Source organism: Rubritalea sp. (assembly GCF_051252225.1).
Taxonomy (GTDB): Bacteria; Verrucomicrobiota; Verrucomicrobiia; order Verrucomicrobiales; family Akkermansiaceae; genus Rubritalea.
Window position 1 is genome coordinate 170,519 of the sequence record NZ_JBPOGE010000006.1, and the last position, 13,318, is coordinate 183,836.

Annotated in this window: 7 protein-coding genes; 2 read left to right on the top strand and 5 right to left on the bottom strand. The window is 48.6% G+C overall.

Features of this window, described 5'->3' with window-relative positions; translation table 11 throughout:
- Window positions 1–30: 30 nt before the first annotated feature.
- Entirely contained in the window at window positions 31–6,876 is a 6,846-nt protein-coding gene (locus tag ACSHX2_RS08045; protein WP_435692309.1) for a hypothetical protein, read from the top strand.
- A gap of 55 nt (window positions 6,877–6,931) precedes the next feature.
- On the opposite strand, the gene ACSHX2_RS08050 is transcribed toward ACSHX2_RS08045, so the two are convergent.
- Complete coding sequence (locus tag ACSHX2_RS08050) at window positions 6,932–7,390, bottom strand: glycine zipper 2TM domain-containing protein (protein WP_435692311.1); 459 nt, start codon at window positions 7,388–7,390, stop codon at window positions 6,932–6,934.
- Window positions 7,391–7,461: 71 nt separating this feature from the next.
- Between ACSHX2_RS08050 and ACSHX2_RS08055 the strand changes: the two genes are divergently transcribed.
- Window positions 7,462–8,628 carry a hypothetical protein gene (locus ACSHX2_RS08055; RefSeq protein WP_435692313.1) on the top strand — a complete coding sequence of 389 codons (1,167 nt, stop codon included), beginning with the start codon at window positions 7,462–7,464 and terminating at the stop codon, window positions 8,626–8,628.
- Here ACSHX2_RS08055 and ACSHX2_RS08060 read toward each other — a convergent pair.
- Genes ACSHX2_RS08060 through ispG form a run of 4 tightly spaced genes read right to left on the bottom strand, consistent with a single transcriptional unit; the run spans window position 8,621 to window position 13,279 of the window.
- Window positions 8,621–9,712, bottom strand: coding sequence for a HupE/UreJ family protein (locus ACSHX2_RS08060; protein ID WP_435692314.1), 1,092 nt, complete (start codon window positions 9,710–9,712; stop codon window positions 8,621–8,623). The two genes, ACSHX2_RS08055 and ACSHX2_RS08060, sit on opposite strands and share 8 nt — an antisense overlap.
- An 8-nt stretch (window positions 9,713–9,720) precedes the next feature.
- On the bottom strand, window positions 9,721–10,605 hold the full coding sequence (locus ACSHX2_RS08065; RefSeq protein ID WP_435692316.1) for a thiamine-phosphate kinase: 885 nt from the start codon (window positions 10,603–10,605) through the stop codon (window positions 9,721–9,723).
- A 4-nt stretch (window positions 10,606–10,609) separates the two neighbouring features.
- A complete protein-coding gene (locus tag ACSHX2_RS08070) occupies window positions 10,610–11,455 on the bottom strand; it encodes a lysostaphin resistance A-like protein (protein ID WP_435692318.1) in 846 nt (281 codons plus the stop codon).
- Window positions 11,456–11,476: 21 nt separating this feature from the next.
- A complete protein-coding gene (ispG, locus tag ACSHX2_RS08075; protein ID WP_435692320.1) occupies window positions 11,477–13,279 on the bottom strand; it encodes a (E)-4-hydroxy-3-methylbut-2-enyl-diphosphate synthase in 1,803 nt (600 codons plus the stop codon).
- Window positions 13,280–13,318: the final 39 nt, after the last annotated feature.

Genomic DNA, 13,318 nt, shown 5'->3' on the forward strand with positions numbered 1-13,318 from the left:
AAAACCCCAATTCTTGTTATGACTAGATTTATGAAAAACCCTTCATTTGTTAGATTCTTTAGAAAGTGTATTTCTGGAGTCGTGTGTGCATCTCTGTGCTCTGCTTTTCTTTCTAGCACGGCCAGTGCTCAGGATGAGGTTCAGGTGAATACAGCAGCCGCACGAAAAATGGTGATTACAGCTACAGGGGTTCCGCCTGCTGTCCCTGTATTTTACACCACTGATGTAATGAATACAGTGCATGTGGATGCTACGAAAATTGTCCAGAACGTAGCCATTAACATCGATGTGGTTCAAGGTGAGCCAGAGGTGCTTAGCTTGGAACTTTTTGGCCCTACTGATGGAGTTTCTGTGCTGGGGAATCAAATAGAAGCGTGGGCTTTACGCCATGAGGGGAATAAGAAATTTCTCGATCTAGCGGTGAAAGAAAAAGCGAGAATTAAGCTTCAGTTGAAGCGAGAGGTCGACCGTGAGGAGAATGAGTTTGGAATTTTGACATTTGGCGCAGCAAAAGCTACCGGCTTTCAGCACAAAATTGAAGTGACTTGGCGCAAAGGAGCTAAGGTTCAACTGGTGAAAGCTGAGGGATGTAGTCCTATTGATGTAGGAGACATCCAAAAGTTGGCGATGCTTACGAAGGGGAATAATGCAGTGAGACTGAACTACTCTCAGGTGGGATCAGCTTTTGAGAGTGTTGTGCTAGAGGGATTGGCTATGGAGGCGTCCGTTGATGCAGCAAATGAGTCCGCAGTTTTACGATTATTCGGTTCCGCAGTGGTTACAGAAGCTGATGCCGAGTTGCCATTGTTAGAAGGGTCAATGGCGTTGCTCCGTTTCCCTAGTAATCAAGGTTACTCACTTAGGGTTCAAGGTGCTCCGAGCGAAGGTAAGAACACTCGATATGGAATTTACTTTGATAAAGCAGGTCGTTATCCAATCGATTTATCATTTTCAGTGGCTCTTGATCAACTGGAGGGCTGGACGGATTTTTCATTTAAACTGCCGACGGCTTCTGCCGTGCCTATTACAGTGAAGGATGTGCCAAGTGGCAGTCGCACCGCTGTGGGTAGGGTGGAGCAAGAGGATGCCCTTTTAGGTAATACGGTGAGCACGTATTTACCGGCGAGTGGGCAGTTTTCATTACGATGGAAGCCGCAGCGCGAGGAGGGATCGAGCAAGCTATTTTATTCATCTCAAGCTCTCTCTGAGGTGAGTGTGGGTGCAGGGATGTTGCATTTTGAGACACGTCTGGATTTCCAAGTGTTACAGGGAAAAATGAGCGAGATCGAGCTGAAGTTAGAAGGTCCTGGAGATATTGTGGATCTCACTGGAGCTCAAGTGGCTTCATGGTCTGTCTCCGATCTAGAGGGGCAGAGAGTATTAAAAATCATCCTCAATGGTGAGCGTAAAGATTTAGATTCTATTACGATTCGGAGTCAGTACCCATTAGGTTCCTTTCCTGTGAAAGTGGAGCCTATGCAGATCACACCAGTGGGCGCAATGAGGCACGCTGGTTATGTGCGGCTCACCAATAATGGCGCTGTCAAACTGGGTGTAACCAAGACCGAAGGCATGATGCAGCTTTCTCCTAAGCAATACCCTGGTGGCGAGTTGGCTCGGTCTGGCACACAGGTGTTCGTGTATCGTTTTCCCTCGGCTGAGCGCAGCTGGGAGATATCGGCAGACCAGATATTGCCTGAAGTGAGTGTCAACGAAATGCTAGTCTATAGCCTATCTGAAACTGATAGAGAACTCCGTGCTGACATTGAATTAGACATACGAGAAGCTCCGCTAAGAGAATGGGAAATGCGTATTCCCGCAGAGTATGCGGTTGCGAATTTAACCACTGCTGAGTTTGGCCAAATGGTAGTCGGAAGGACGGTGCAAAATGGTACTAGAAGTTTGACGGTGAGTTTTAAGAAAGAAGTGATTGGGCGTCAGCTCATCCAGATACGACTTGCGCGCAATGCCGCTACTGAAGAGGGCGACTGGAGTTTGTTAAAAATCGAGCACCCTCATGCAAAAACGATCAGAGGGAACTTAGGTGTGGAAGCTGCATTGGGATGGCGAGTGGTGACTGGAGAGACTGATCATCTAAATGAAATGCCTTTAGCATACTTTCCTCAGAAAAGCAGTCAGCTCCAACAAGCGTATCGGATTCGTGATGCAAAGTGGCAGGCGAAAATGAAAGTTGAAGCCCTTGAGCAGAGTGTGAGTGCAGATGTGTTTCACCTCTATTCTCTAAAGGAAGGGATGCTCTATGGTAGCGTGCTAGTGAACTATTTCGTGATAGGAGCTCCGATGCATGAATGGGTTCTTCAGGTGCCAGAGTTAGGTGCAAAAGGTGGGATCGGCAATGTGATCGTAGAGGGACAAAACGTGCGTAGTTGGCGTCAAGATGGCGAAAAAATCGTAGTTACCTTACACCAGCCGGCAATGGGAGGTTCGACTCTGTTAGTTTCTTTTGAACAGCCAATGAACGCGCGCGGTGGTGAAATTGAGCTGGGAACGATTCAGCCGCTAGATGCAACGAGCGAAAGCGGTTTTATTCAAGTGGTTAGCCCGACTCAGGTAAAAAAAGAGGTGAAGCTGGCTTCTGGTCTACTAAAGTTAGGCGCCACAGAGTTACCAGCTGAATACCGATTGATGAGTTCAGCTCCATCGTTAGCGGCGTGGCAATATGCGGCGCGCGGTTTCGAACTGAGCATGGATGTCGAGTGGTACACACCGAGCGATACGGTGGATCAAGTGGTAGATTTCGCCGAGTTAAAAACCCAGGTCTCACGTGATGGCGAAGTGGTTACTGAAGCTCAGTTTTTCGTGAAAACTCGTGGTAGGCGTGCTTTAGAGATGCAACTTCCAGTAGGCAGTAAGTTGTTAGAGGTTTCAGCAGATGGTCAGATTCTCAATGCTCGTATGGATGGAGAGAAATTTTTGTTGCCGCTACCGGCTAAGGCAGACCCAAATGCCCCCGTAGAGGTGAGACTGCGCTACGGTGGAGCATCAGAAAACCCACGTCACCTTAGTGTCGGCGTGCCCGTTTTATCAGCCCCTATTGTGGTGGGTGAATGGACAGTCCAAGCAGATACTGGATATTTGTTAGATGTGGTTGGTGGTAATGTATCGGCCGTTGAGCCGAATCTCACGGAGAGCGGTTTTGAATGGGTTCTGCAGCATCAATGGTCTCTTTGGCTCATAGTAGTTTTGACGGTTCTTGGCATATTGTTAGGCAAGCGTCGTGGCTGGATCTCCGTATTGGCCGTATTATTTGTAGGGATCGCTCTTCTTATGAGCTTTGTGACGGTGGTTAGGGCATATGAGGAGCGAAGAGTGAACCAACAAAGCTTTGAAGTCGTGGCTCCAGTGATTTCGCCTGAGAAGGAGATCGTTCTAGAACTATCTAACCTACCTAAGAATCAGGCATTGCGTTCTACACCATGGACTATCACATCGGGCCTCGGTGTGCTGCTAGTTATCGCGAGTTTCTTAGTAGAAAAATTAAAGAAACCAACGGTGAGAGCTGCGGCTCTGTCCTTGATAGCATTAGGCGTGTTAGGGCAGTTAGGCGGTGCTGTGGGCTTCTTCTCACTACTGGTCTTATTGAATGGAGCTGTGGCCTTAAGGATTCTTATTCGCTGGGTGAAAGGTCGAAAGAAAAAGTCCCCTTCAGCATCTGTCGTAGGTGCCGCTACTAGTGCATTGCTGCTGTTATTTTCTACGATGCCTCATTTGAACGCGAGTACAGTTGCGGACTCTATCGAGCAGACATGGGAGATCTCAGACGAGCACTTGAAGGCTGAGGCGACAATTTACTGGAAGGCCAAGGCTGGGGAAAGCATTGCTCTACTCCAGTCACCAGCGAGTCTTACCTCAATAAACATTACGGGTGCTAAGCTGAATAAATATACAGAAAAAGGGATCACGTACTGGCAGTTAGTCGCTGAAGAGAGCGGCGTGGTGCGAGGTGATATGCGCTACGAAATGTCGATGAAGGGGGTGGCAGACCGTAAGTGGCAGTTACCTACTGGCGATAGTTTAGCGCGTACATTGAAAGTTAGTTTTGATAAAAATGGGTGGGAAGTTTCCTCGGACCAAGCAGTAGAAACTAAGAAGTTAGATGATGTTGACGCTACTAAGAGTGGAGCTGCGATGGTCTTTATTCCTAATAGAACTGTAATGCTGCAGTTCAAGCCACAGGGACGTGATCCTAAACAGGAGGAACTCCGATTTTCAGTGGAGAGCACGGACATCTATATCCCTGCGCCAGGTGTGGTGAATGCGTGGCATAGTCTTCGTCTCCGTCCCATTTCTGGGGAAATGTCAGAGTTTGAGGCCAAGGTGCCTAAGGGAATGATGATTGGTGAGGTATCAGGAAGGGCGGTCGAAGATTGGTACTTTGATCCTGAAAAAGAAACTCTACGCGTCCATTTAACAAAGCCTCATACTGATTCTATAAATATACTTATTAAGTCACAGAGAGGGATAGAAAGTCTGCCTCAGGGATTAGACTTAGAGCCGGTGAGAGTGGAAGGAGCGAGCTCGGTAGTAGGTGTGTTTGGTTTGGCATTTGGAAATGATGCTCAGCCAGATGCTGTGACGACGGAAGGAATGGCTATCGCGAACTTGAGTGATTTCCATAAGGGCTTGTTTCAGTCTGTTCAGCGCGATCTCGGAAAGGATATTGTATTGAACAAAGTCTACCGTTACGGAACTCAAGAGGCCTCCCTAGCCCTGCAAGTTAACCCAGTAGCACCAGAACTGCGTGCAGAACTAAAACAGGTGCTTTCTATTGCAGAAGAACGGCTTCTTCTATCAGTAGATGCAGAGGTAGAAATCTTGCGAGCTGGTGTGTTTGAGTTACAGTTTACTATGCCAGAAGGGCTAGAAGTTGAGTCCGTGAGTGGCGCAGCGATGAGGGATTGGACTCAGCGTGATGGGCATCTCGTCATTCAACTCAATGGGAAGACTCAGGGCATGCAGAAGTTTCACCTGAGCTATACTGCGAACTCTCCTGTTGCTGACGGTGATCAAAGTGACTGGCTAGTACCGCAAATTAATTTGGTCGATGCTATGCGTCAGATTGGCGAATTGCTAGTAGTCCCGGAGCAAGGAATCCAAGTCCGAATTGTTCAGCGTCAGCATGTGACCCAGCGTGATGCTCGGCAGAGTGGTAGCCACCGTAAAGGGGATCTGGCATTCAAGCTTCTGCAGTCAGATTGGATGTTGAGCCTGGGCATTGAGAAGTTAGATCCTTGGGTGAGAGCGAACCTCTTGCAGGAAATAAGCTTACGTGAGGGTCAAACAAGGAACCGTCTGAGTTTTCTTTACGAAGTTGAGAATGCAGCCGTGAAAGCTCTTCAACTCCAGCTTCCAAGTCTCAGCGAAGCTGAAATGCTGACGGTGCGTGCGAGTGGTGCTGCGGTAAAAGAGATGGTGCATCTTGAGGATAACAAATGGGAAGTCCGTCTCAGAAGGGGAATGATTGGCAAGATTCCTTTCGAAGTAGAATTTCAGCAAAATGTCGAACATCGCAATGGTGATGAGATGATCTATCCGTTGTTGTTAGAAGGAGTGAGACAGTCGAAGCATTATGTGGCTATCCGTACGAGTGGTAGACTGGATATGCGTGCTTCAGCGGCAGTGGGCTGGAGAGATAGTGATTGGTCAGCAGTACCTCAACGTTTGAAAAATAAAGCGGATAGTAGCGTGCCCGCCTTATGTTATGTGGTGTCAGAACCAGAAAATACTCTCCGCGTAAAAGTGCAGAGGCATGAAGTAGCGGATACATTAAAGTTACGAGCATTGAGCGGGAAGCTTACCACTGTGTTTGGCGTGGATGGAGCATCGGTCACACTTTCGGAGTTGAATGTGCGCGTGGTAGAAAAAGGATCGATGCGCGCAATTCTTCCTGATGGAGCTGAGCTGTTCAGCGTGACAGTCAATGGCGAGAGTGTGGACATCGTAAGTGAGGGAAATGCACATTTGTTCTACGTGACTGAAGGTACAGAAGATGGTGAGCACGCCACTGTAAATATTCTGTATCGTACCAAGGGATCTGAGAAAAAGTTGCGCTCTATCGAGTTGGTAGGGCCGCAGTTAAGCACGCCTCTAGAGAAGGTGGATTGGTTTGTGAGTCTTCCCGAAGGATATCAACTGGTCGGGCGCGCTGGAGGATTCGACCTAGTGGAGTCAGGATATGGTAAGAAATCTTACGATATGTTAGACTATCGTAGTAAGATAAATGTGAAGCGTACTGAACAAGCTGAGCAGGCACGTGTGCAGCTAGATCAAGCGAATAGCTGGATAGCTACGGGTGACTACAAGAAGGCTGAGAAAGTGCTCAGCCAAGTTTCCAAAAACCGAGCTGTAGATGCGGCCTCGAATGAGGATGCTCGGGTACAGCTACGCAATTTAAGAAATCAGCAAGCGATCATGGGCTTAAATACCCGACGTCAGAAACTCTATCTTGAGAATAAAGCGCAAGGGAATGCCTTTACCCAAAATGCAGCTTTTGAGGAAGCGGCAAATAATAACCCTCTATTCCAAGGCAAAGATAATTACCATCCAGCTCAGGTTGAACAAATGCTCATGGGTAACAGTAAGGAAGAGCGTGATGCGATGCAAAAGATCGCTGATCGGATGGTGAGTCAGCAGTTAGCCGCGCAGCCAGCCACTCAGACAATAGAAGTGGATATTCCAGAGACTGAAACTGTACTTCATTTCCGTAGAGAAAGTCAGCTTTCAGCCAATACACCAATGTTGTTAGAATTGAAAATTGAGAACCCAAGTAGTTTCGGTTGGGCTGGTATCACCAAGCTCTTTGCGCTGCTTTTTGTTCTGAGCTTGGCGACAGTTTTATTCTTCAGACGTGCATAAAAATGCCCTGCTAGTTTGAACTAACAGGGCATTTAGAAAGTTGTTTAAATAAGGATTAGTGAGTCACGCGAGTAGTGCCACCATTGTTGAGAACGCGAACGCGGTCACCGATGTTGAAGCTTTCGCGTGGGTTCGCTTCTTGAACTACAGAAACGCTGCGGCCGTTGTCGAGTTTTACATCGATTTCAAGGCCTTGGCGGGAACCGATAGCTTGTTCCATGTGGGAACCGAGAGCCGCACCAACGGCTGCACCACCAATGGCACCTGCTGTGTTTGCTGTGGATCCACTACCGATCTCGTTTCCTAGGAAACCACCAGCGATACCGCCGAGGATAGCGCCAGCCTTGTTATTACCTTCAATTTTCACATTGCGGATAGAAGTGATTTTTCCAGCATTAACAGACTGAGCACGACCTGCTTCACCACGAGTGTAGGTGTCACCAGTCATAGAGTCCTGAGCACAGGAGGCAAAAAGTAGAGGGGTTGCTACTGCAAGGGTAAGTAACTTTTTCATAAGTGAGTTGATGGTACAATTTTTTTTCTTTTCTGCAAGAATCATGATAGGAAAGGTCTGCACGTATTAATATGAATTTTTTTTCACACTCAATTGCCGTTACAATTTTTCTCTTTTCCCAAGTGAATGCGCGCACGTGGACAGATGTGAAAGGGCGTAGCCTAGAGGCTGAGCTCATTAATAAGACTGATACTACGGTGACCGTGCTATTAAAAGGGAAGGAGACTGAGATTCCTTTGACGAAGCTTAGCAAGCAGGATCAAGAATTCGTGAAGGGCTGGGAGGCTGAGGGCGCTCAAGCTAGTGATCAGTCGGTAGATTACAAAAAGCAGTTTGAGCAAGAGTGGCCAAAATTAGTGTCGACCGACCTAGATATAGAGATCACAGAAGAAGAGGGAGAAGATGGGAGGGTGATTTATCGTAGTCCGCATTACGAGTTTGTGAGCAATACCAAGTTGAGTAAAGTGCCGGTGAAGCGTTTTGCCGTCTTGTTTGAAGCTACACGGGAGTATGTCCAGCAACTCCCTTATGCTAACAAAAAGGCATATCAGACAGGGGAGCGCTACAAGGTATTTCTCTTTGATACTATTGAGTCGTACGTTCGAGCAGGTGGGCCAGAAGGGTCTGCCGGTGTGTATATGTCTGGAAAAGACGTCATTATGGTGCCTTGCCAGAGTCTTGGCCTGATTAAGCGTGGTAGTAGTTGGGCGCTCGATTATGACCGTAGCAATAAGACATTACCGCATGAGATCACTCACCAGCTGACTGATAGAGAGTATTACGCTGAAGGTGCACGAGGATGGTTTAGCGAAGGTTTTGCGGAGTACGTGGCAGTTACGCCTTATCGAAGCGGCAAGTTTTCTGTGAGTAAGGCTCCTAGTTATGTTGAGCAATATGTGACCTCTTTTGCTAAGGCCGATAACCGAGGAAGGAATCTTGGTGAGGAGATCTCTGCGCCCAAGTTAGAGAGCTTTATGACGATGTCATATGGAGACTTCGCTTTTGCTGGGAATGCTAATTTCAATTATGGGTTGGGAGCTTTACTTGTGACGTATTTCAATCACTACGATGGCGAAGGTGATGCAGCTAATCTCAAGAACTTCCTGGGAGCATTGAAAGAGGGCAAGAAAGGGAAAGAGGCTCTTGAGGTATTGCGCGCAGGACGTAGCTGGGAGGAACTCGAAGAGGATGTGACAACTGGCTGGCGAAAGCGCGGGGTGAAGATCAATTTTAACTGATTCGCTCAATAATCCAGTAGCTTCCGGTGAGGGCTATAGAAATGGAAATGGTCTGAAGTATTTTTCTGAAATAGGGTTTCTTGTGTAGCCAGAATAGCGCGCAAATCATGAGCGCTATGACTGTGAGTTGACCGAGTTCTACACCAAGGTTTGCGGCAATTAGGGGCATGGTAATGTGTTTAGTAGCACGGATGGTATTGCCTAAGACTGCTGCGAATCCAAGACCGTGAACTAGTCCAAAAAGGAAGATAGTAATGAAGCGGTGTGCTCGCATTTTTTGAGAAAAGACATTTTCAACGGCAACATAAACGATGGTTGCCGCGATACAGACCTCGACCCATTGCAAGCTGTTAGGGGAAAGAGGAGGCAGAATATTAGTGATGCTCAACGCCATTGTAATGCTGTGGCCGAGAGTGAAAATAAGTGACTGCTCTAGGAGTGGTCGCCAAGCGAAGCTGAGGCAGCAGAGGGCCGCGATGAATAGTACGTGGTCCCAGCCGTTCGGTAGTACATGGCGGTAGCCGTATTGGACAAAATTCCAGAAACTTTGAGTGCTGCTAGGTTTAGTGAGTTGAGCTCGCCACAAGCTAATAGAGTGTTGTGGTTCGACAGTGAGTAAGGTGTCACCATTGGCAAAGACGAAGTCGGGATGCTCTCCTTCAGCGACTTTTACGACAAGCTCTTGCTGTGGCAGCTGTCCGCTCATAACAATATCGAAGTATGCAAACCCGAGGTCAGTGAAGGGTGACCTAAATTGGGGAGGAGTAGCTTGCCATTCTGGAAATGTGGCTTTCCATGGCAATGGTGATGTGCCATCTGTAAAAATGAGGCACGACTTTAGATATTTCTCCGCTTCTCTACGGAGTTTTTCATGTTCACTAACTGACTGACCTAGCAGCCAATCACGTTTTGGCTGAAGGGCGTCTTTGTCTGCTCGCATCTCTGGCAATGCTATACCTGCATCGAAGCGAACGGTTGCCGTCCATTCTTGTTCGTCAGTAGTGAAATCGACGAAGAGCTGCTGTACCACGTGTGCGTGGCAACTCAAGCATGTGATGAGAAGTATGAGCAGAGTAATTCTCATGGTAGATGCTAGTGGAAGTGATCCCAGCCTCCATCGAGTGTGCTATTTTTTTCGGAACGTTCTTGAATGACGCCGATGCGAGAGAGGGGTGCGCGCTCTAATGGCCAGAGTGAAAGAAGATGCTCTACTTGTTGATTAGGGACGGTCAAAAGTAGTTCGTAATCTTCGCCATCGCTGAGGGCTTGTTGGAGAGAGCATTCTGGGTTCACAGGAAGGTTTTCAGGTTCTAATAGGAACCCTACATTACTGAGTTTTGCGAGCCTAGGGAGGTCTTTTGCTAGTCCATCTGAGAGATCCATCATGGCGCTTGGTTTACAGTGGAGAGCGAGCCACTGCGCTTCTTTAATGCGAGGAGTAAAATCGAGGTGTTTACCCGCGAGTGAACCACCTAGTGATCCTGTGACGAAGATCGCGTCGCCAGGTTTTGCCGTACTGCGTAGGGTGAGACTTTCTTTACTTACCTTTCCTGTTCCAGCGATGGAGATCATATTTGCCGAGGCATCTGGGGCAGATGAGGTCTCGCCACCGACGATGGAGAACTGGAAGGCGTCGGCACATTTTTGCATCCCTTTATAGAGTGACTCTACCCATGCGAGCTCAGTATTTGAGCGTAAAATGAGAGTGACGAGCATGGTGTGTGGTGTGCCGCCCATCGCAGCCATGTCGCTCACCACCCGAGCCATGGATTTCCAGCCGACTCGCTCTGCTTGTTCATCTGGATAGTAATGCACGCCTTCCACTACGCAGTCGGTTTTCTGTAGCTGGAGCTCGCCATTTTCTAACTGAACGACAGCACAGTCATCACCAGGTCCGACGATGACATCATCGAGCTGAGTGAGTTGAGTGCAAAGGCGCTCGATAATGCAGTCCTCATTGCTGTCGCCCAATTTCATCTTTTTAGAGCTGGTCTCCCATGGAGAGCAAGAAGGCGACATTGATTGTATTAAAAAGGGCGTGGCAGAGAATACAGGACCAAATACTACCACTAAATTCATAGAGGACAGCGAGTAAAATGCCGAAGAGAGAGAGCGGGATGACTGCCCAGATGTTGCCGTGGATAGCACCGAATATGATGCCCGTAATGATGGCTGCGAAGGCTGGCTCAGTGTAGCGCTTGAGCACTGGGTAGAGGTAGCCGCGGAAAATTATTTCCTCTGCTAGAGGAGCTATTACGCAGGCTCCAAGGATGAGAATCAATTTTCGTTCTACTTGCACAGCATTTATCATTTCTTGAACAATTTGCTGATGCTGTGGTTTACCGAGACGGCTCTCTAGCCATGTTTCGAGCCCAGCGTTCTGGAGGGTAATAGAGAGTAAAATGAAGCAGACATAGGCGCCAACTCCCCAGGCAAAGACGTAGGCTGGATGCCGCGGGTTGAGCCCTAATGTCTCCGGAAGCATGTCACGTTGCTTGTACATGAAGAGTACAATGCCAGCCATCATCAGGAGCATCCCAAAGCTAAGTGCTAGTTGGATGGGGCTGAGTGATTTCGCCGGCCCAGTGTAGGGCATGAGAAGAGTGAGGGTGAACGGGAGGGTCACGAAGACACAGCCGAGAATGTCGGCTGGGACAATGCGAGAGACATCTACTTTACCAAATTGGTTCCATTGCAGGCTAGGCGTGGTTTTACGTAGCCACACGTGGAATGCTCCCGCAAGCAACATAGAGATGAAACAGACGAGTCCAATGTCTTGGAGAATTTGGTGGCCGAAGGCACCTTGGCTGATTGCGAGCTGAAGCATTAAAGGTGATGTTAGAAATGCTTAGATCTCTGCCACGACAGAAGGAGGCTCGATCCATTTATCGTGTTCCTTGATCAGGTCCATGAGGCGTTCGACTGCTTCATCTTCAGGAATGTTGAACTTCACTGGCGTCTTATTGACGTAGAGGTTGATCTTGTTAGGAGCGCCACCGACGTAGCCGAAGTCGGCATCAGCCATTTCACCGGGACCGTTTACGATACAGCCCATGATGGCGATGCGAACACCTTTGAGGTGACCAGTGGCAGCACGGATCTTTTGGGTGGTTTCTTGGAGGTTGAAGAGCGTGCGGCCACAGCTTGGGCAGGCAACGTAGTCAGTTTTAAAAATGCGTGTCCCAGCTGCTTGGAGGACGTTATAAGCGAGGCGGAGTGATTGGCCCGGAGCCTGTTCTCCTTGGATTAGAATCGCGTCGCCAATGCCATCACAGAGTAAGGAACCGATGTTTCTAGCAGCTGTTAGTAGGGTATCTTGAAAATCCTTTTCGGGATCGTTAGATGGGTGGAATGTGTCTTTGAGTAAGATAGGATGGTGAGCATCGAGCTTACATGCGAGTAGGCGATACGCATGGATCACAGCCATTGGATGACCATCTGGAATGGTTACGAGAGTGGGCTTAGCCTCAGAGTTGATGGTGGCGATTTCCTTTTCGTTTTCAGGATCTATTTCGACAGCTCCAGATGTTTCAGCGACGATTTCGGGTTGGAAGTCACCGAGTTTGTCGAGCTTGTGTGAGAGGGCGTCGTATTTCTCTTGAGAAGTAAAAACGCGGACGGTGTTTGCTCCACCGAGTTTAAAGTCATTGATGGTGATTTCCTTACTTGCGCGGCGCTTGTAGGAAAACGGGTCATAGCTGAGTGTGCCACGTTGTTGGTTCTCAGGGTCGTGAGGAAGGTGAGAGAACTCGATGTTGTCGACGAGTGCTTGAGCCACTGGAATTTCTTTTACTGGATCTTCAGTGAGTGAGACGCGGATGGTGTCGCCAACGCCGTCTGCTAAGAGAGAGCCAATGCCGATTGCTGACTTGATGCGGCCATCTTCGCCGTCACCGGCTTCGGTAACACCGAGGTGGATAGGGTAGTTCCAGTCTGGACCTTCTTGGGTGAGACGCGCGACTAAGAGTCGGTAGGCCTCGATCATGACTTTCGGGTTGGAAGCCTTCATCGAGAAAATGAAATTGTGGTAGTCGTTATCACGGGCGATGCGTGCGAACTCGAGTGCGCTCTCGACCATGCCGAGCGGAGTATCGCCGTAGCGGTTCATGATACGATCAGAGAGAGAGCCATGGTTGGTGCCAATGCGCATCGCTCGGTTCTTACTCTTACAAAGTTCGACGAGTGGGGTGAATTCTTCTCGAATGCGTTCGAGCTCTTCTTCGTATTGCTCGTCGGTGTATTCGCGGATTTCGAATTTCTTCTTATCGACGAAGTTACCCGGATTGACGCGAATTTTTTCGACCCATTTCGCAGCTTCAAGCGCAGCGTCTGGTTTGAAGTGAATGTCAGCCACGAGTGGGACTTCACAACCAGCGGCGCGAATGCCATTCACTATGTTCTCGAGATTTTCGGCGTACTTACGCGTTTGTGCAGTGATTCGCACCAGCTCACAGCCTGCTTCAGCGAGCTCTAGGATCTCCTGTACACAGCCATCTGTATCACGTGTGTCCGTGGTAATCATCGACTGGATGCGAACGGGGTTGTCGCCACCCATTTTTAATGGGCCAATAGTGATTTCGCGTGAGACTCGGCGCTGGTATGCGAAGAGGTCTGGGCAATAGTGGAGAGCTGTGTGAGCGTCTTCGGTCATGATGTACTAGGGTATAGACTAGATTTCTAGTTCAGTCCA